The organism is Novosphingobium gossypii (assembly GCF_050433305.1).
GTDB classification, from domain to species: Bacteria; Pseudomonadota; Alphaproteobacteria; order Sphingomonadales; family Sphingomonadaceae; genus Novosphingobium; species Novosphingobium gossypii.
The window spans coordinates 193,537-213,920 of sequence record NZ_JBNPXM010000009.1; the positions used below are offsets into that span (position 1 = coordinate 193,537).

Annotated in this window: 15 protein-coding genes; 10 read left to right on the forward strand and 5 right to left on the reverse strand. The window is 62.5% G+C overall.

Annotation, left to right across the window (positions count from 1 at the left end; translation table 11 throughout):
• Position 1: 1 nt before the first annotated feature.
• Entirely contained in the window at positions 2-1,180 is a 1,179-nt protein-coding gene (locus GGR40_RS16630; RefSeq protein WP_429277369.1) for a glycoside hydrolase family 88 protein, read from the reverse strand.
• The gene (locus GGR40_RS16635; protein WP_429277370.1) at positions 1,180-2,472 is read right to left on the reverse strand and encodes an oligosaccharide MFS transporter; all 1,293 of its coding nucleotides are present in this window, start codon (positions 2,470-2,472) and stop codon (positions 1,180-1,182) included. Before GGR40_RS16635 ends, GGR40_RS16630 begins: the two co-directional genes overlap by 1 nt.
• Positions 2,473-2,630: 158 nt before the next feature.
• Between GGR40_RS16635 and GGR40_RS16640 the strand changes: the two genes are divergently transcribed.
• The 4 genes from GGR40_RS16640 to GGR40_RS16655 are packed head-to-tail and all read left to right on the forward strand — an operon-like array spanning position 2,631 to position 7,844.
• Positions 2,631-3,740: a LacI family DNA-binding transcriptional regulator gene (locus tag GGR40_RS16640; protein WP_429277371.1), complete on the forward strand. Its 1,110-nt coding sequence runs from the start codon at positions 2,631-2,633 to the stop codon at positions 3,738-3,740.
• A 47-nt stretch (positions 3,741-3,787) separates the two neighbouring features.
• A complete protein-coding gene (locus GGR40_RS16645) occupies positions 3,788-4,693 on the forward strand; it encodes an ROK family protein (protein ID WP_429277372.1) in 906 nt (301 codons plus the stop codon).
• A gap of 2 nt (positions 4,694-4,695) precedes the next feature.
• The gene (locus GGR40_RS16650) at positions 4,696-6,441 is read left to right on the forward strand and encodes a glycoside hydrolase family 43 protein (RefSeq protein ID WP_429277373.1); all 1,746 of its coding nucleotides are present in this window, start codon (positions 4,696-4,698) and stop codon (positions 6,439-6,441) included.
• A complete protein-coding gene (locus tag GGR40_RS16655; RefSeq protein ID WP_429277374.1) occupies positions 6,438-7,844 on the forward strand; it encodes a glycosyl hydrolase family 28 protein in 1,407 nt (468 codons plus the stop codon). The genes GGR40_RS16650 and GGR40_RS16655 overlap by 4 nt, the downstream gene beginning before the upstream one ends.
• Before the next feature lie 85 nt (positions 7,845-7,929).
• Here GGR40_RS16655 and GGR40_RS16660 read toward each other — a convergent pair whose 3' ends face one another.
• Positions 7,930-10,839: a TonB-dependent receptor gene (locus GGR40_RS16660; protein WP_429277375.1), complete on the reverse strand. Its 2,910-nt coding sequence runs from the start codon at positions 10,837-10,839 to the stop codon at positions 7,930-7,932.
• A 522-nt stretch (positions 10,840-11,361) separates the two neighbouring features.
• Between GGR40_RS16660 and GGR40_RS16665 the strand changes: the two genes are divergently transcribed.
• The gene (locus GGR40_RS16665; RefSeq protein ID WP_429277376.1) at positions 11,362-14,187 is read left to right on the forward strand and encodes a TonB-dependent receptor domain-containing protein; all 2,826 of its coding nucleotides are present in this window, start codon (positions 11,362-11,364) and stop codon (positions 14,185-14,187) included.
• Positions 14,188-14,771: 584 nt separating this feature from the next.
• Here GGR40_RS16665 and GGR40_RS16670 read toward each other — a convergent pair.
• Positions 14,772-15,494 carry a cytochrome c biogenesis CcdA family protein gene (locus tag GGR40_RS16670; protein WP_429277377.1) on the reverse strand — a complete coding sequence of 241 codons (723 nt, stop codon included), beginning with the start codon at positions 15,492-15,494 and terminating at the stop codon, positions 14,772-14,774.
• Between the two features lie 192 nt (positions 15,495-15,686).
• Here GGR40_RS16670 and msrA point away from each other — a divergent pair, with 192 nt between their 5' ends.
• The 5 genes from msrA to msrB all read left to right on the forward strand — a co-directional run bounded on the left by msrA (position 15,687) and on the right by msrB (position 18,954).
• Positions 15,687-16,424: a peptide-methionine (S)-S-oxide reductase MsrA gene (gene msrA / locus GGR40_RS16675; RefSeq protein WP_429277378.1), complete on the forward strand. Its 738-nt coding sequence runs from the start codon at positions 15,687-15,689 to the stop codon at positions 16,422-16,424.
• A 31-nt stretch (positions 16,425-16,455) separates the two neighbouring features.
• Positions 16,456-17,040, forward strand: a complete 585-nt coding sequence (locus tag GGR40_RS16680) for a sigma-70 family RNA polymerase sigma factor (RefSeq protein ID WP_429277379.1) — start codon at positions 16,456-16,458, stop codon at positions 17,038-17,040.
• Positions 17,033-17,725, forward strand: coding sequence for an anti-sigma factor (locus tag GGR40_RS16685; protein WP_429277380.1), 693 nt, complete (start codon positions 17,033-17,035; stop codon positions 17,723-17,725). Before GGR40_RS16680 ends, GGR40_RS16685 begins: the two co-directional genes overlap by 8 nt.
• Before the next feature lie 82 nt (positions 17,726-17,807).
• Positions 17,808-18,368, forward strand: a complete 561-nt coding sequence (locus GGR40_RS16690) for a fasciclin domain-containing protein (RefSeq protein ID WP_429277381.1) — start codon at positions 17,808-17,810, stop codon at positions 18,366-18,368.
• Between the two features lie 94 nt (positions 18,369-18,462).
• Positions 18,463-18,954: a peptide-methionine (R)-S-oxide reductase MsrB gene (msrB, locus tag GGR40_RS16695; protein WP_429277382.1), complete on the forward strand. Its 492-nt coding sequence runs from the start codon at positions 18,463-18,465 to the stop codon at positions 18,952-18,954.
• Between the two features lie 28 nt (positions 18,955-18,982).
• Here msrB and GGR40_RS16700 read toward each other — a convergent pair whose 3' ends face one another.
• A complete protein-coding gene (locus GGR40_RS16700; RefSeq protein ID WP_429277383.1) occupies positions 18,983-19,288 on the reverse strand; it encodes a DoxX family protein in 306 nt (101 codons plus the stop codon).
• Between the last annotated feature and the right edge of the window lie 1,096 nt (positions 19,289-20,384).

A 20,384-nucleotide genomic window follows, 5' to 3' on the forward strand; every position in this document is an offset into this window, starting at 1 on the left:
GTCAGGCCCAGTACGGCAGCCAAGCGCGCCGAAGACGCATCAGGGCTTCAAGATAGAAGTAGTCGCCCCAGATACAGGCTTCATCGACACCCGCCTTGTTGGGCATGTGATAGACTGCATGCAGCAGCACCGCATTCGACCCCTCGAGCGGGGCGAGGTATTTTTCTCCGAGCGTCTCGACGATCGCGACCGCCCATGCCTCATACGTTTCGCGAAGAGCGTCGGATAGCGGCAGTGCCTGGGCGAGCTCGAGCAGGCCGCAAGCCGCGATGGCTGCCGCCGAACTGTCGCGTTCGCAGTCGGCGTCCGAGGTGAAGATAAGATCCCAGCAACATATGCCGTCTGCGGGCAGGCGGTTGAGGAAATGGTTTGCAAGGCGTGAAGCCAGATCGAGATAGTCCTGATTGCCGGTATGCCGCCAGGCCAGAGCGAAGCCGTAGATGCCCCATGCTTGCCCGCGGGCCCAGCTGCTGTCGTCCGAGAAGCCTTGATGCGTACTGCCGTGAAGCGGCTCGCCGCTGACGGTATCGACATAGTAGGTATGGAAAGTCGAGGCATCTGGACGAACGAGAAGCCGAGCCGCCTGTTCTATGTGCTGATCTGCCGCGGCGGCGAAGCGACGGTCGCCCGTCTCGCGCGTTGCCCAGTAGAGAAGCGGAAGGTTGAGGTTGCAGTCGATGATCATGCGACCCCGCTCGGCAGGGACATTCATGTTCCCCCAGGCCTGTATCACCTTGGCCACCGGATCGAAGCGCGAGAGCAGCTGCGAGGCGGCGGCAACGCCTGCGTCCCTTGCCGCCCGGTCTCCGGTCAGCCGGTGTCCCGCACAGGATGAGAGGGTGTAGAGAAAGCCCAGATCGTGATGGTCGACGTTGATGCGCTTGTCGATACGGTTGGCGAAGGAAGCAAGGTTGTGTGCCGCGATTTCGCGATACCTTTCCGCCCCGGTGAACTCCCAGGAGAGCCAGAGCATTCCGGTCCAGAAACCGTTGGTCCATTCGACATTGTCGATGGGGGCGTAGATGTTGCTTTCGCTCGAGGGCGCAGGAAAGTGGGTGTCGAACTGCGGCAGCATGCGATCCACGCGGGCCAGCGCCGCCTCGATCCAGGTATCTACGGTCTCGGTGGAAGGGCGCTTGAGTTTGAGATGCGGCAGGGGTTCGAAAGCAATTTCACTCATCAATGAGCATCCTCGTAGCGGCGCACGTCCGCCGAGGACGTGATCGCGGCAGTTTGGGGCACCTCAGCGGCCCTGGGGTCGGCTGGGGCATATTCGGGGGGAGTTGGTTCGAGGGCGATCGCTGACCAGATCCAGAAAACGAGCGCGAAGCCCGCTATCAGGAAATAGGTGTGCTGGAAGCCGAACAGGTCGTAGCCCAGCCCTGCGAGCGGCGAGAGGATGGCGAGGCCGAGCGAGTGGCCGAAGCTCACGCCGACCATGTAGACCGTCGAGGCAAACCGGCTCTCGAAGTGATAGGCGATGTAGCGGAAGATCGAGACGGCAAGGATGGGAAGCTCCACCGCATGGGCCATCTTGCACATCGAGATCGTGATCGGTCCAATCGCGAAGCCCGAACCGGCGATCCGAAGGATCATGATCATCGCGGCCAGCAGCAGTCCGCGCGTGGCGCCGATCCGGCGGACGATCAGCGGTGCCACGAACATGCCGCCTGCTTCCACGAAAATCTGCGCTGCGTTCAGGTAACCGAACATCGCGCTGCCTTCTTCCGGCGTGGCGAAAAGCGAGGAGAAGTAGAACGGGAACTGCTGGTCGTAGACCAGGTAGAGATTGGTGACCCCGAGGATCAGGATCATGAACCGCCAGAAGCGGGCCTGACGGAACAATGCCAGCGTGTCGCGCAGCCTCAACTGGTCGGCGGCAGCCTGTGCGTGCTCGTCCGGTTCGATCCGGGCCAGACGAATCAGTGGGATCAGGGCAAGCCCGGCAAGACTGGCCAGGAAGAAGTTGATTGCCGGATCGAGGTTGTACAGCCGTCCTGAAAAGGCGGCCGCAGTGGCGAAACCGATCGAGCCCCACAGTCTCGTGCGACTGTACTCGAAGCCATAGCGCCTGCCGACGCGGTCGACGTAGCTTTCAAGGGCGTAGCTGCCCGCCATGAAGGTGAAGCCGAGATAGATACCGCCCGTGATCGCGCCGAGGGGAAGGTTCCAGCGCAGCAGCGGCGCATAGACATACAGGAAGAATGGGCCGGCAAGCATCACGAGCGAGGCGATCATGACCGGCACGACCTTGCGGAATCCCATCCGGTCGGAAATGAACCCGTAGGCGGGCTGCGCGAGCATCGCCCCGACCGAATTGACCGCGAAGACGGTGCCGGCCTGTGCGCCATTGAGCTGGAGCGACCGGGTGAGCCAGATCGACAGCAGCGACATCGCCATTGCCTGCGCGAAGAAGAAGGCGAACAGGAAGGCGCTCAGGACCGCATAGTTTCTTTGTCGATTGGCAAGCACGGCATCCTCGTTCGGCTGTGTCCGGCAGCTGCTTCGACCGCTGGGAAGCACTCCGTTCTGTTATCGATATCACATATGGCGCCGCGATTTTGGTTTGGCAAGTGCATAACTTGACACATCGTCAAGAGCAGTTATCGATATCAGGAAGGGGCGCTGCGGTGCAGGGCGCGCGCCGGGCAGTTCCGCACTGGAGGGGCAATTTGATGACAAAAGAGGCGAAGCGCAAGGAAGGCGGCGCAAAAAGCGCGCATCGTCCGGTCGTGACGATCCATGACGTGGCGCGCCATGCCGGGGTTTCGTCCATGACAGTGTCGCGGGTGATGACGGGCAAGCGTCATGTCAGCGAGGCCATGCGCGAGAAGGTGAACGCGGCGATCGCCGAACTCGAATATTCGCCAAACCTTAATGCCCGCAGCTTTTCGAGCGCGGTGCGGGTAGGGGCAATCTATTCCAACCCGTCTTCGTCGAACCTTGGAACCTTTCTCATGGGCGCCTTTCGCCAGAGTGGGGAAAGTGGTTGCCAGTTCCTCATCGAACCGGGCGCGAGCGAGGCCGAGGCGATTGCCAGTCTTCACCGCCTTGTCGAGGCACGTATCGGTGGGGTCATCCTGCCACCACCGCTTTGCGATTCGCAGGCGTTGCTCGATCTGGCCGCCAGTGCTGACGTGATCCCGCTGGCCTTCGCCACGGCGATCCCCAGGGAAGGCATCTCGGCCATCATCGTCGATGACTACAAAGGCGCTTTCGACATGACGCGCTATCTCATCGGCAAGGGCCACCGCGCGATCGGCTTCATCCAGGGCGACCCATCGCATTCGCCGTCGCAGCGTCGTGAACAAGGCTATCGTGCGGCCATGGCGGGTGCTTCGTTGAGGATCCGCGACGAATGGATCGCGCCGGGCCTCTTCAATTATCGTTCGGGCCTCGATGCGGCGCGCCAGCTTCTCGATCAGCCCAATCGACCGACCGCGATCTTCGCCAGCAACGACGATATGGCCGCCGCCGTCACTGCGGTTGCCCATGGACTCAATCTGCGCATCCCGGGCGACCTCAGCATTGCCGGTTTTGACGATGCGCAGATCGCGGCGACCATCTGGCCGGAGCTTACCACGATCCGCCAGCCGATTTCCGACATGGCGTCCCGGGCGGTCGCATTGCTGAGCGACCAGGTGCGTGAGGCGCGAACCGGCGCGCGGCCGGAAGTCAAGCATGTGCGCGAAATGCTTACCCTCGTCGAGCGGGCGTCGACCGGCGCACCCATCGACTGAACCGGCTGCGCCTGCAGCAACCAGAACAATCCTAAGAGGACAATCGCATGACCATCTTCGGTGCGATCGAAGCGGGCGGCACGAAGTTCGTCTGCGCGGTCGGCAGTTCCAGTGGCGGATCGCTACGGTCGGCGACGATCCCGACGCGCGATCCGGATTCCACCTTCGCCGACGTCGCGGCGTTCTTCAGTGCAGCACGTGATCTGGGTTCGATTGCGGGGCTCGGCATCGCCAGCTTCGGACCTGTCAGGGTCAATCCGGCTTCGCCCCAGTACGGACGGATTCTCGCGACCCCCAAACCGGGATGGGAGGGCACGGACATGATCGCGCGCGCGCGCGCGTTCCTCGATGTTCCGATCGGCCTCGACACCGATGTGAACGCCGCCGCCCTCGCGGAACTTGCCGCGATCGGCGCAGGTCTGCAGCATCTCGCCTATGTCACCGTCGGCACCGGTATCGGCGTGGGGCTGGTGAGCGCTGGACGCTCCGTTCACGGCATCGGCCATCCGGAGGCCGGACACATACCGGTCCGCCGCCATGCCGCTCATGGCGATTTTGCCGGATTGTGCCCGTTCCATGGTGATTGCCTCGAGGGTCTGGCGGCGGGACCGGCCGTAGCCGCAGCCTGGAATGTGACGCCTTCGCACATTCCGGAGGAGCATCCGTTCTGGGAGGTAGAGGCCAGCTATCTCGCGCAACTGTGCGCCTCGTTGTTCCTGACCACCGGCCCCGAGCGCATCGTGCTGGGCGGCGGGGTGATGAAGCAGGAGCGCCTGCTGCCGCTGATCAGGGGGCACACGCGCGAATTGCTGGGAGGGTATGTCGATGCGCTGCGCAGCATCGAGGATGTGGAACGTGCGATCGTGCCGCCCGCGTGCGCCGAGCCATCGGGTCTGGTGGGGGCATTCCTGCTCGCCGAGCGCTCGACCCGGTCTGAAACGAGAGGAGGATAGCCATGTTGCGCAACTCTGCGCTTGTGATCGGAACGCTTGGCGTCTGCCTGGCGATGGGGGCGACGGCGGGCGCCGGGACCACCTACGTTCCCGACCGGCGGACAGCGACCGGAGATGGGCGCTGGATCGCCGATCAGGGCGACGGCACGTATCGCAATCCGGTGCTGGCCGGGGATTATTCGGACCCTGACGCCATTCGTGTAGGCGACGATTTCTACCTCGTATCGTCCTCGTTCACCGATGTACCCGGCCTGCCTGTCCTCCACTCGCGCGACCTCGTGAACTGGACGCTGATCGGGCATGCTCTGAACCGGGTTCTGCCGGATGATCACTATCGCACCGCCCGGCGGGGCGGCGGCGTGTGGGCCCCGGCGATCCGCCACCGTCAGGGCCGCTTCGTCATCTATTACCCCGATCCCGATCGCGGCATCTTCATGGTCTCGGCGGTCGATCCGAAGGGGCCATGGAGCGAGCCGGTGCTCGTCGACGACACTCATGGCGCGATCGATCCGGCCCCGTTCTGGGACGACGACGGAACCGGCTGGCTGGCTTACGCCTTCGCCAAGAGCCGCGCGGGGAAGGCGAACCTGATCGCCATCAAGCGGCTCAACGCGCAGGGCACGAAGACCGAAGGTGCCGAACGCATCATCATCGACGCCGATCGCATGCCCAAGGCTGCGACGAGCCTGGGCCCGCGCCCCTGGCAGACGACGGAGGGGCCAAAGCTCTACAAGCGCGATGGCTGGTACTACGTCTTCGTCCCCAGCGGCAGCGTCAAGGGCGGCTGGCAGGGTGTCTTTCGTAGTCGCACGATCACCGGCCCCTACCAAGGTCGTAACGTCATGGACCAGGGTGGCTCGGCGATCAACGGCCCGCACCAGGGTGCGTGGGTCGACACTCCACGCGGCGAGGACTGGTTCCTTCATTTCCAGGATCGCGATGCCTACGGGCGCATCGTTCACCTCCAGCCGATGCGCTGGAAGAACGACTGGCCGGTGATTGGCGCCGATCCGGATGGCGACGGGCGCGGCGAGCCCGTGATCACGCATCGCAAGCCCCAGCTCGCAGCGCAGCCGTTGTCGGCGCCGATCGCCGACGACGAGTTCGATGGAGGGTACTCGCTTGCCTGGCAGTCCGGCAGCAATCCTACGAGCGACTGGGTGGGGGTGGAGGAGGGCTGGCTCCACCTGAAGTCGGTGACCGGCTCGCCGGATCTCTACGAAACCGGAGCTGTGCTCTCGCAAAAGCTGCCGGGGCTGACATTCTGCGTCTCAACGCTCATGCGCTTGATGCCCTTGCGGATCGGGGAAAGGGGCGGCCTTGCCGTTCACGGGATGAACTTCGCATGGATCGGGCTGGAGAACCGGCCCGAGGGTCTGCGGGTGGTGCAGGCGAGCAAGCAGGACGAACGCCCGGGCACGGCCATCGTGGAAACCGCCGGACCCGTTCTCCAGCAGGATCGCATCTGGCTCAAAGCCTGCGCCAGCCCGGTTGCCATCGACGTGCCGCCGCCCGATTTTGCGCCCTATTGGCCCTCGATGCTGCGTGACACGCGCATGGCCACAAGCTTCTCATACAGTCTCGACGGGACCCGCTATATCGAATTGGGCGCACCGTTCGAGGCCAAGCAGGGGCGCTGGGTCGGCGCGCAGATCGGTCTCTTCGCGCAGGCTGCCATCGGCACGCCCGCGGCGGTGGCGACGACGGTAGGTCATGCGCAGTTCGACTGGTGGAGGATCGGCCCTTGAGGTCGCGTGCGGCAGTCGTCGCCATCGGTGCGCTGGCGGTCGCACTTGCTGCCTCGCCTGCGCAATCGGAACCGCTTGAGATCTACCCGCCCCCGCCGGGCAGCGACTACTACACATCGTTCGACGATACTTTCACCGTTCGGGTTCGCCAGCCTGGCGGGGTCTGGCGCGATCTGTACGAGTATCGCGTCATGGTCGATCTCGACCATCCTCAAGCCGCATCGATGGTGACCTTCGGAACCAGTGGTCCGGTAGAGGTCGCAATCCAGAAGAACAACGGCGCTGTCCGCGAAGTCGCCGTTCGTCCCGCCTCTTCGGGGATCGCGGCCAGGCTTGTCGGTGCAATCGCCTATCTGACCTTGGACGGGCCGGCCAACCTGTCGGTCGAGTTCGATGACGACAGGCTGCACAACCTTCATGTCTTTGCCAATCCGCTTTATCCCGCCGCCCAGCCAGCCAAGGGACGCAAGCTGGTCGCATTCGGTCCTGGCATTCACGTCCCGCCACAAGGCCAAAACACCTTCCGATTTGAATCCGATACCGACGTGCGCCTTGCCGGAGGAGCGATCTTGAAGGGTCAGGTCGATATCGACAAGACCCATGGCGTGCGCATCATCGGGCCTGGCATCCTTAGGGGTGGCAAGGAGGGGGTCACGGTCCTTCATTCCGAAGGTGTCGAGATAGACGGACCGATCATCGTCAATCCCGGGCACTATACCCTGATGTGCGGGCAGACGCGCGGCCTGACGGTCAGGAACCTGCGCAGCTTCAGTGCCGGCGGCTGGACCGATGGCATCGACCTGATGGCGTGTTCCGATGTTCATATCGACGGGGCCTTCCTGCGGACCTCGGATGACGCGGTAGCCATCTACGCCGATCGCTGGGACTATCACGGCGATGCCCGCAACTATCTCGTCGAGAATTCTACCCTCTGGGCGGACGTGGCGCATCCGGTGAACATCGGGCTCCACGGCAGCAAGGATGAGCCGCGCACGATAGAAAACCTGGTGTTTCGCAACATCGACATTCTCGCTCACGACGAGGACGACCGGGACTATCAGGGAGCGCTGGCGATCACCGACGGCGACAACAATCTCGTCCGCAATGTGGTCTTCGACGACATCCGCGTCGACCGCATCGAGGAGGGCATGCTGTTCAACTTCAGGGTGGTCTTCAACCAGAAATATAGCCTGGCTCCCGGTCGCGGGATCGAGAATGTACTGCTGCGCAACGTGCGCCTGCGCCATGGGCGCGCCAACGCTCCTGTCATCGCCGGTTTCGCCGACGATAGGACGGTCAGCGGGGTCCAGCTGCTCGACGTGAGCGGGCCGGAAGGCGCTATCGCCACGAGGGACGTCGAAATTGGCGGTTACGTCGAGGGCGTGACGTCGTCACCGCAGTGAAAAGAAGGGTCGCCAGCGGAGGAGCTGGCGACCCGTCAGGTTTGAGAGGGTTCGTTGGGAGGAGTCCCCTCTCGTTCCAGAAGCGTCAGCTTCCGAAATTGTAGCGGAGCGTGGCTCCGAAGTTCCGGCCATTCATGAAATGCTGGCGCTCGATCCCGGTCGCGAGATCGGGTTCTCCCACGAAACGGTCGGCGGCCTGGTTGGTAAGGTTCGAAGCCGTGATCGCGAGCGAGAAGTTGTGTCCCAGATTGAAATTGACCGAGGCATCGAGCAGTCCGAAGCTGCGGATGTAACGACCATCGATCGGGTTCGCGGCCAGACCGAAGAGGATGGCTTTCGATCGCCAAGTGTAGACGAGGCGTGCCGAGATGGTGTCGTTTTCGTACAGCCCCGTGACCGAATACGAGTACTTCGATGTCAGCGGCTGCATCGTATCGACGCGCTGTCCGTTCAGGGTGAGCGGGTTCTTTGTCTCGACGTAGGTAAAGGATCCCTGGACGCCGAAAGTCCGGGCAAAATCAGGCAGGAAATCATAGTCGAAGAAGGTCTGCCCGGCGAGCTCGATGCCCTTGGCGGTGCCCTTCTCGGCATTGATGGTCTGCGTTATGAAATACTGGTCGCCCGAGCAACTGGTATTGGTGGTCGGTGTGGGCGCACCCGCCACGGTCTGACAGGACGTCACACCGCTGAAAAACCCATTGATCGTCTTGTAGAACAGCGCTGCCGAGACATAGTTCACCGGCGAGAAGTAGTGTTCTAGCGAAAGGTCGAAGCTGTTGGCGGTCTGAGGCTTGAGGTCGGGATTGCCGACCGATCCGACGCCGCTAACCGTATTGATGATCAGGGAGGGATTGAGCGCCGAGAATTCCGGTCGCGTGATCCCCTTGCCATAACCGAACCGCACCAGGGTGTCGGGTGTTACGTAGCCGGTCAAGTTGAAGCTCGGCAAAGCATAGGTGTAAGAAGACGTGCTCTCGCTGGGCACGACGTTCCCGGTATTGAGCGGGTCGATCATGGCGCGCACGAACGTGTCGGTCTTGACCACGCGGACGCCGGCATTGCCCTTGATGCGATCGTCCAGGAAACCGAAGTCCGCGACGACGTAACCGGCATAGCTCTTCTCGCTGAAATAGCGGCGATTGAGCACCACTTCGGCCAGCGAGTCTTCGGGCAGGATCCCGGCGTTGGGGAAACGCGCGCGCACATTGTCGCCCAGCAACTCATCCGGCGAGAACACCAGGAAGCCACCCCGATAGCCGGCCTCACCGTTCATGAAATTGGTCGGAGAAGTCTCCACCAGATCCGCCATCGAGGCCACCGATATGGCATTCGAACGATTGGCTGCGAGCGCCAGACCGTTGGCGGTCAAATTACGATTGCTGAACGAGTAGTTGCGGTAACGATCCTTCTGCGTGGCGTACCGGCCGCCGAACTTGACGTCCTTGAGGAAGGAATCGTCGAACCTGTAGACCAGATCGAGGGCTGCGGCGATGCCATCGTCATGCCAGACCTGGTTGGTGGCATTCGAGTAGTTGTTGAACACCCATGAGCTTGCCGAGGACAGGTCCGGTCCGGCGATCGAAACCTGCTGTGGACGGCCGAGGTCGCGCGTGATGTCCCAGGTCAGGCCTGCCGCCGAGGCGAGCGTCACCGCGCGGTTGTCCTGGGACTGATCGGCCTTGACGTACGAGAAGTCGAAGTTGACGTCGAGATGATCGGTGGCGTTCCATTTGGTGCCGCCGGCGATGACGAAGGTCTCGAAGCGACGATGCTCGTCGCCACCGGTCGTCGAAAGACCGGAGTTCAGGAAAGTGCCGCCCGTAATGCGCTGACCGGAAAGCAGGTCGTTCGAGCCGCCGTTGGCGTTGCGATTGGCCAGCATCTCGTCGATCGTGAAGGCGCTCGTCGCAAGGTTCTGAGCATAGCGACTGTCCGTCGCATTCAGGAACCGATAGTTCTGGTGGTAGAGGTAAGAGTTGTAATTCCCCTCCACGTAGAACTCGAGGTCCGGGCCGGGTCGCCACTGCAGCGCGCCATTAACGCCTTTGCGCGTACGGGCATAGTCTTCCTGGGCGATGTTGTTCTGCACGCCCACCGACGTCAGAAGGTTCTGGCGTTCGCTGGCAGATACTGTGGCGGGATTGACGTCCGCGAGATACGTGACATCGGAACGCCCCAGGTACGCGGCATCGAGGTTGAGGCCCGTTCCGACATTTGCCGCATATTGGGCGCTGTCCCCGCGGATCGCCCGGCGAAACTGGGTTCCGCCTACCGATGGGGTGTTGTCGCCGCGGTTGAAGCTTTTGGCGTAGCTGGCAGCGAGCAATACGCCGAGTTCGCCGCCTCCCGGAAGATCCCAACGGTTCGACACCATCCCGAAGTATTCGGGTGTCAGCTTCTTGCCGAGGTCATTGTAGCGGCCGCCCACTGCCGCAGACACCGCAAGGCCCTTGAAGTCGAAGGGTTTGCGGGTGCGGATGTTGACGAGACCGCCAATCGCACCTTCGATGTGCTCGGCCGACGGGTTCTTGAAGACGTCGAGGCCGGCCACCATGCCTGGGCTAGCGCCCTCGACATTGAACTCGCGACTGCCTGCGGTGAAATACGCGCGGCCATCGACGCGCGACCCGGTCTGCCCGGTGAGGCCGCGGATCGTCAGGCCTGAGCCATTGCCCACCGGAGAGGATGCCTCGCCGCCGAAGCGATAGGCCTGGACGCCTGGAACGCGCGTCAGTGTCTCGGCCACATTGGGATCGGGCAGCTTGCCGATGTCCTGCGCGGTAATGGAATCCACGATCTCCATCGTGTTCTTCTTCATCTGCGCGCTACTCTGGAGGCTGGCGCGAATGCCGGTCACGACGATATCGGTGCCCCCGCTATCCTCGCCATCGCCCGTGCTTTGGGGAGCCATCGCCTGCCCGGCGGGCGCTTGCGCATAAGCGGGTACGGCAGCGCAGCCGATGAGCAGAACAGGCACCAATCGCATCTTTTTCATGTTTTCCCCTCCTTGAATTCGGACGCATCGCGCGCCTCGAGCTTGCCGTCGGCATCAAGTCGTCAGCTGATATCGATATCCAGACAGTTATCGATATCAGCCATTTTCGGCAATAGCTTTTTTCCGCGATTGATCAGGAGATATTTTGTCGTCCTTTCAGTTACATGACCTGCATCTGCGAAGCTGGCGGCCTCTCGGAGCTGAGAGAATTCGGGAGATCAGTTCGGCGATTCTGGGGGCCTTGCACGCGTGACACGCCGCTTTTGCGCCGCCGGACGGGGCCGCGACAAAGCGCGGCGGGATTGCTGTGGGATGCATCTGCCAAACCCGGACGTCGTGCGTGGCGAGGCGCGTGCTCATGACCGTGATCCTGGTTGGTACCACCCGGTCAAGACCCGCGCCGGCGCCTGATGGAATTGCATGCGCCGTCTCAGAATCGGGATTGCCTAAAAAAACTGATATCGATATCAGGATTCGCGGCAGGCACGCTGTCCATGAAAAATCTACAAAATGGAGGGGATCATGACGCGCAGGGGCATCCGCACGTTCACTGGCCTGATTACGGGAGTTTCATTCATCGCGCTCTTTCCGGTCGGTGCGTCCGCGCAAGCCGTCGGCACCGGGGCCGAGGCATCCCAGGATGAGGCGACCACCGAGGAGATCATCGTCACGGGTGTCCTGCGCGACACGGCCGCCTCCAAGGCGCCGGTAGCCGTGACCACGGTTGGAGAGGACCGTATCCGCGATACCGTACCGGTCAGCGCCGCCGATCTCCTCACCGAGATACCCGGCGTAGTCGTGAACAGCGATGCGGGCGAGACGAAGAACACGGTCTACGCCCGCGGGCTGTCTAACGGAACAGCGTCCGGAACCTATGGTTACTACTGGACGACGATCCTAGAAGACGGGATGCCGGTGGTCCCGGCGCCTTATTCGAACTTCCAGCCCGACATGTTCCTGCGCGCCGACGCGACGATCAGGCGGGTGCAGGCCGTCCGGGGCGGCTCGGCGGCCGTGACCGGTCCGAACGCACCGGGTGGGCTCTTCAACTACATCTCCAAGACCGGCTTGTCGGACCCTGGCGGGCTGGCCATCGTCCGCTTGGGGATCGAGGGTGAAGACAATCCGTACCAGAAGTTCGATCTTTACTACGGCTGGCATAACGAGGCGCGCGACCTGGCCTTTTCGATCGGCGGGAATTATCGTCGAAGCTTCGGATATCGCGACATTCCCTACCCCTTGAACCGGGGTGGGCAGATCAAGGCGAACGCCAACGCCAACTATGAATCAGGCTTGGGTTCAGGCGGCTTTCTCATCTCGGTCAAGTATCTGAACGACCAGACCGGCAATCTCGACAATTATCGACCTCTTGCCTACGGGTTCGACAATCCGCAGTTCACAGAGCAGTTCGGTGATGCGGTCAATTTTCTGCCGACCGGCAATTTGACGCACACCGTGCCTTTCGGCGGGAATGGCGAAACGCGAGACTGGAATCCGAGCGACTTCAGCCACGAGAAGACCATCGCCGGCAGCGTGAAATGGGACCACGAATTCGGGGGCGGCTGGTCGATCACCAACAACTTCCGTATCCAGCGTAATCAGGTTACCCATACGTACGCCACCGATATCGGATATCAGAGCCTTCTGAACGCCGACACCTTCCGCCTGCTTGGCACGCAGGCGTCCGGGCTTGCCAATACCCCGGGGTTCTTCACGCTTAGCGATCGGTCGACCGGCCAAGTGCTTGCGCGGGTCTATCGTGTTACCGCGGCCAGCCAGAACGGCGTTTGCGTGACACCAGTGAGCAACGGCTACTGCATCGATCGCAACACGCCCAACCTTCTGCCCAACCAGACTATTGTCAACGAGGCGCCGATCGACAGCAGCAACCTCATCCTGACAATCGGATCCTCGAACTCGAGCGGGGTGATCCGCAGCAAGGACATCACAGATCAGGTCACGGTGACGAAGGACTTTGGACCCGTCACCGTGACAGCAGGCACCTATTTCAACCGCACGCGGTTTTCGCGCGACTTTGCCTATGCGGGGCGCGGCGTCATGCCGTTGCAGAACAATCCGACCACGCTCGATGTCGATTTCCAGACGACGACGACGACCGCGGCGGGGGGCGCCGCGGGCACTGTCTACCAGCTGACCGATCGGACCGGATTCGGCGCGCTGGGAAGCAGCACCGGCCTGACCCTGCGTGACCGGGCCAACGTTCGCGAGATTTCCCCGATGTTCGGCATAACCTGGGAACCGACCAGCCGCCTGCTGTTCGATTTCGGCGCGCGCTATACCTTCTATCGGGGCTGGGGCGTCAACCGGCGGTTCTCGACCAATGCCAACGCATCGTCCCGCACGTTCGCAGGCATCGATGGCGATCCGCTGACGCTCTACGACAACCTTTATGCGGTCCAGTCGGACGCGACAACGTTCCGCTACGACAAGAGCTCGAAGTTCCTGCAATACAGCGGCGCGGTCAGCTACATGATCAGCAGGCAGGCCGCCATCTATGCGCGCTACACCAAAGGGCGCAAGAACAACGATGCGTTCTGGGACGGGTTCAACGTGTCGCAGAGCCTGGTGGATGAATTCTCGCTCGAGCCGCTTCCGACGATCGAGCAGTACGAGCTGTCGCTGCAATTCCGCAACAAGTGGCTGACCTTCAACCCGGTACTCTTCTACACGGACCTGACGCACGTGGCAGTGCGCAACAACGGCGGGCTGCTTGCCGACGGCGTCACGCGCTACACTACCCGTCCGTTTTTCAGCCACTATCGGTCGTACGGACTCGAACTCGATAACTCCATTCGCTTCACCCGATGGTTCGACATCCGCAACGTCTTGACGCTGAACAAGGGCACGACCGTGTCGTTCGCGTCCATCAGCCTGGGGACCTGCAACGGCGTTCCCACGCCCGAGAAGTGCCCCAACGGGATCCTGCCCCCCGACGACGATACCGCAACCTATCTTTCCGGCCCGCAGGAGCGTGCCGCGCTCGTCACCTACAACGGCACGGCCAATCTCCATTTCGGCCCGTTTTCGGCCTACTACCGCTTCCGCTACATCAGTTCGCGGCCGGTCACCGTTCGCGATACCTTCCGCCTGCCTGCCCAGAAGCTTTCGGATATCGGGTTGCGCTACGACCTGAGCAAGGCGGTGACCGTCAACTTCAACGTCAACAACCTGTTCAACGACATCAATCCGACCCAGCTGAGCCAGGTCGGGACGCGGCCGCCCGAACTGACCGAGGAGCAGTTCCTTGAGATGTACCCGAATGCACTCTCACAGGTCCAGACGAACGCTCCGCGCTCGTACTTCCTAACCATGTCCGCCCGCTTCTGAACCCCGCTGCTACCGTCACGTCGCCGGCACAAATGCCTGCGGCGTGACGGCACCGCGAATGGGGTCGGCATCAACCGAAAGACGTGCAGAGCACGGTTCGAGCGACATCGCGCGGCGATATGATGTGCAAGCTTGCGACTGCCGCGACAATTATACTCGTGAATGGACGAGTGGTTAGAGCCGATGACTCCGCCGGTGGGCGCGACGTGAACGTTCTGGCAGAGATTTAAACCCGGTGTCGCCTGCTTAAAATAGGTGAAAATGCCTCTTTTCAAAAATGCACTTCTGATGGTGAAGATGGCGCTTGACCCGAAGGTCATCCAATAGATCAGTAGTCGGTCGAAAGACAGCTCCAGAAATTAGCCGCCTTTCCGCACTTGGTCCGGTGAATGACGTAAGTTGGTCGCAAGCTGACGGAACCGGACCGTCTGCACCTGGAGATCCGATTCCGACGATTGAACGGCAGCAATGGGTCGCTCTCGCAAGTTGCGCAACCTCTGGGTTGGATCGTTGCCAGTGATGGAAACGCACATTCGTCGGCCAGTTGCCCGCCTTTGCTTATGGCAGCCGAAGGCATCGCCTCATCAGGATGGAAACGGTCGAGCAGGCCCTGTTCGAAACGCGCGGTGTCTGACAGCGATAGGCGCGTCAGCAGCCCGGTGTCCAGCCCCGGCGCGATCGCGGCGACACCGACCAGGACGGCGATGCCCAAAACCTCGGATACGCTCTCCGACGCCAAATGAGCGCTTCATCGCCGCGAAGACCTTGCCTCCCACAAGCAAGGCCAGCGCCAGCGAGGTCGCAGCGCCTGCTGCATAAGCGAGCAGCAGCAGGCTCGTATGTGCGCTTGCGCCCTGCAGCGCAGCCCCGGTGAGCACGAGGCCGAGCACCCGCCCCGCACAGGGCGCCCACAGCAGGCCGGTCGCCACGGCCAGCAGCAAGGCGAGGAAACTCGAAGCGCCGTGATTCGCCCGATCGGCGGATTGCGAAAGAGGTCCTGCCAGCGCCACGAGCGGCCGCGTCGCCCGGTCTGCCAAAGACGGAAAGAGCAGCAGGAGCCCGAAAGCGGCCAGCACAACCAACGCCGCGATCCCGCCATAGGCGTTGGCTTGCACGGCACACCCGCCCCCGACCGCCGCCAGCGTCGCGACCGCCGCGAACGTTATCGCCGTCCCCAGCAGCAGCGGCAGTCCGCTGCGCAGGAACGGCTTGTCGGCGCGCGCGAAGACGAACGGCAGCACAGGCAGGATGCACGGACTGATGATCGTCAGAACGCCGCCCAGGTAGGCCGGCAGGAACAGGATCATGGATGGGTGCCGCCTTGCCGAAGATGCCGAAAAATGCTCGACAGCGCCGTGCTTCGATGCGTCGGCGCGATCGGTTGACGCGCGTGATAAGCGCTGCCGCACCATAATGATGCATGAATGGCTTCGGCTTGCATCCTTCCCGGGGCCTTCGTCGTATCTTCGGGAAATCGGAAACAAGCGAAAGGCGAGCCCATGACTCACCTAGCAAAGGCTGCCTTGCTCGTCTTCGCCGTCGCCGGAAGCATCATCGGCGGCGCAGCGCTTCTGCGTGAGAGCTCGGCTGAGGCCGCGCCGCAAGCCGTGTTCCGCATCCGTGCACCCGCATTCCAAGCTCCCGAGCCGGCGAAGCGCGAGACCGCGGTGTTCGCAGGCGGCTGCTTCTGGGGCGTTCAGGGCGTGTTCCAGCATGTCCGGGGCGTCAGCAGTGCGGTATCGGGCCATGCGGGCGGCGATCGCGGCAGCGCAAGATACGCGGTGGTCTCGCGCGGTGGCACCGGCCATGCCGAAGCGGTGAAGGTCACGTACGATCCCCGGCAGGTGAGCTACGGGCAATTGCTGCAAGTGTTCTTCTCGGTGGTCGCGGATCCGACGATGCTCAATGCGCAGGGACCGGATCGCGGCACCCAGTATCGCAGTGCGCTGTTTCCCCAGTCGCCGGGCCAGCGCGTAACCGCCGAACGCTACATTGCGCAGCTGGGCAAGGCAGGCGAATGGCAACGACCGATCGTGACGCGCGTCGAAGCGTTCAAAGGGTTTTATCCGGCGGAGGCCTATCACCAGGATTACCTGACGCTGCACCTGGATTCGGCATACATCCGGCGCAACGACCTGCCGAAAGTCGCCGCGCTGAAGGCCACGTTCCCCGCCCTCTACAGTGGCAACCCGGTCCTCGTATCCGGGCCTGGCACAAGTTGCGCGCAGGATCGTTGATGCTGCGACGAAACAGGAGCAGTATCGGCGAATGCACGAAGCGAGCACTGCGGCGCGGGCCGAAGACCGGGCGCTTCTGGTATCGGCGATCCATCGTGCGGCCAGCGGAGATGCTGCAGGATTGCGCCGCATTTACGAACTCACATCCGCCAAGCTCTTCGGCATCTGCCTGCGCATCTGCGCCGACAGGGAGGCGGCCGAGGACGTGCTTCAGGATGTCTACGTCAAAGTCTGGCGGCGCGCCGCCTCGTTCGACGACACCCGCGCCAGCCCCGTCAGCTGGCTCGCCGCGATCGCCCGCAACGCCGCCGTCGATTGGCGTCGCACCGAGCATCGTCACGACCCGCTGCCGGACGATGCGATGGCCGCGATGGCCGCGATCGCCGACGAAGCGCCGCAGGCCGACGTGCTGATGGAAGGCGATCAGGAGAGGCGCAGGCTTCTGGCCTGCCTTGAAGGACTACCGCACGAACAGTCGGGGGCGATCCGCAGCGCGTTCCTTCAGGGCCTGACCTATCAGGAGCTTGCCGAACGCAGCGATACGCCGCTCGGCACGGTCAAAAGCTGGATCCGGCGCGGGATGCTGCGCCTGAAGGACTGCCTTGGCCATGGTTGATATGCCGGAAAAACATGATCGCGGCGCACTTGCGGCAGAACTGGCGCTTGGCCTTCTCGATGGCGCCGAGCGGGCGCAGGCCTTGCGCCTGTGCCTCTCCGATTCGGCCTTTGCCCGGGAGGTCGAGGAGTGGAGCGCGAGACTTTCGCCGCTGCTCGACACGCTGCCGCCGATTCTCCCGTCTTCGCGGGTCTGGGATGCAGTGGCGACGCGGATCGGTTTCGTCCCCCAAGTGCACGGCCTGAAGCGCCTGCGCGCTTGGCGTGCAGGCGCGCTGGTTTCGGGCGCCGTCGCGGCAGTGCTGGCGCTGATCCTGGTGCTGCCTCCGACAGCGACTCCCGAAAGCGCTCCGATGGCCGTATCGCAACTTGTCGAGGCCAACGGGGGGCAGATCCTCGCCATTACCTACGACCCGCGCAAGGGCGTGTTGCGTATCGGTACCCAGGCCATGAACGGGCCAAGCACGGGCAAAAATCCCGAGCTATGGATCATTCCGCAGGACGGCGTCCCGCGTTCGCTTGGCATGATGGCGCGGGAGGGCGGCACGATGACCGTCGATCCCGCCATCCGTCCCTTCATGGCGTCGGATGCGACGCTGGCCATTACCATGGAGGACCCCGCGACCGCGCCGCACGCCGCGCCGAGCGGTTTGCCGGTGATGAGCGGAAAAATCTCGATGATCTGAATTTTCGCCGCATCCGGATCGCCGCGCGCTCCGTACCTTGAGGGCATTCCACCGAAGGAATGCGCGAAAGAGGATGCCTGACATGCAAGCATTATCCCGCAAGTTCGCCTCCGGCCTCGCTGCCGCCCTGCTGCTTACCGGTGGCGTGGCCATCGCCGCCAAGAACCCGATGGTAGGCGGCGCCGCAATGTATTCGACCAAGGACATCGTCGACAACGCCGTCAACTCCAAGGACCACACCACCCTCGTTGCCGCCGTAAAGGCCGCCGGGCTGGTCGAAACGCTCAAGGGTCCCGGCCCGTTCACGGTCTTCGCGCCTACCAACGCGGCGTTCGCCAAGCTGCCCACGGGCACCGTGGACTCGCTGCTGAAGCCCGAGAACAAGGCGATGCTGACCAAGGTTCTGACTTACCACGTGGTTGCGGGCCGCATGACCGCAGCCGACATCGCAGCCAACGCCAAGGCCCACGGCGGCAAGGCCACGCTGACGACGGTCGAGGGCGAGAAGCTGACGGCCTGGAAGGACAAGGCCGGCGCCTGGTGGCTCACGGACGCCAAGGGCGGTAAGTCCCGGATCACCATCGCCAACGTCATGCAGTCGAACGGCGTGATCCATGTGGTCGATACCGTGCTGATGCCCTGAACCCAGCGTCAGCGATGCGTGGGGCTTGTCGATCCTTGATCGACGGCCCCATGTATCACCCGTGTTTTCTCGCGACTCACATTACCCTGAAACCATGACTTCAAGCGTTTTCCCGCAAGACCGCCGTGGTTTTGTCCTAGCCTCCATTTCGGCGGCTGGCACCGCGCTGGTCGGCGGTCGCGTTTTCGCGGCCGCGACGGCGGGCCTCGACCTGCCGGACGGGGAATGGCGCAAGCGGCTGTCCGCTCCGGCCTATGCGGTCTTGCGGGGGAGCAGCACCGAGCGTCCCTATTCAAGCCCCTTGCTCAGGGAGCGCCGGAAAGGGCGCTTCCTTTGCGCAGGGTGCGACCTGCCGTTGTTCTCCTCGACGACCAAGTTCGACAGCGGAACGGGCTGGCCAAGCTTCTCGGATCACTTCCCCGGAGCGGTGAAGATCGTCACCGATCGCTCCATGGGCATGGTCCGCAAGGAAGTGCGCTGCACGCGCTGTGCGGGGCACCTGGGTCACTTCTTCGACGATGGCCCGCCGCCCACCGGGTTGCGGTACTGCATGAACGGTGCCGCGATGATGTTCCGGCCTGCCTGAAGAACGGCACCTGACACGATGCCCCGTTTCAGCGCAACCGGAGTGGCCAGTTCGTAACGCCTGACGCCCACATCGGCCACCAGATCGCACCGGCTGCAAGGCAAGTCTCGGTAAATGATAGACAAGCCCCCAGCCCGTGCCCAGGCCTCGCGAGATCGAGCAGCATATGCTGGACGTTGGCTGGCCACACGCACAACGCGTATGTGGCAAGCCCCCATGCCGAGGCGACGCGAAGCCGAGGCGACCATGGTTGCGCAATACTAGCTGCACCCGCGATTTCCGCCACACCCGTCAACATCACGGTCTTCGATGGCACGGGGACCCAACCCGGCACGATTGCGACAAAAGGCTAGGGGATTGCCAGATGGAGTATCCCTGCAGCGGCATACAATACCGCCAGCGCGGTGCAGGAAATCTTCCTCGGATTCATTGAGCGCATGATGTCGTCGGAACTATGCGTAGCCACAAGGCGAGGCTCGCAGAAAAACTAGATACAAACCTGAAATCACGCACAGCGCAACTCTGACTTGGAAACGGGCCATGGTGCATCGAGGCAATCGTCAAACGGCAGCTTACAACCCGTTGGCGCTATTCAGAATGGGGAAGCTGACGGACCGTATCCGGGAAAGTGAAATTGACTGTTGAACGACTGGCGAGGTTTGTTCCCGAGATTGACGCCGGGTTGCAGGGCAAATGACATCGCAACTTGGTCTACCCGGGAAAGCTTGAAACGAACTTTCATGATCGACGACTCTCGATCTTCCGCACGAGGAGGCGCGTCACAGCTATATCGTTGCTAAGCGCATGAATATGCCAATCATGCGTGGCATCAAAATCGCTCGCGAACATGGGAATCCCGATTTAGTTTCCAGCCAATAATTTATTTATTTTCATTTCGAACGGGATCAAAGAACCGGGTTTCAGAGTATCAGGATTGCTTGACCGAAAAATCGGGTAAGTGGTGCTGGGCGTCGGCGGAACCGCGCAACAGATCCGGGATTCGACATAACGGTTTCGCGCAGGGAGCAGATCATGAAATCGATGCCTACAATAAACGGCGCGTCAGCGTCCGTTGGCGCTCGCCTTAAGCTCAGCAGCGCTCTTGCGCCGATCGCCATGGGTTTGGTCGCGTTTTCGCCTCCAGCTTTCGCGGATAACGAATGCGGCGTCCCGGTCGCAGGTGGTGGGACGGTGATCTGCGCGGCAGGAAATCTGTACGCATCGGGCATTTCATATCCTGCGCAAACGGACGGTCTTACGGTCCAGCTGGATGACGACGTTTCAGTTTCCACAACCCCTTCTGGAACCCGCGGTGTTTTCGTCAGCACATCAGGTACCGGAGCAATTGCCCTAGATGGAGGCTCCGCTACGGTAGCAACGTCCGGAGCGAACGCGAACGCGGTCGAACTCTCGAGCTCCGGAGGCCCGGT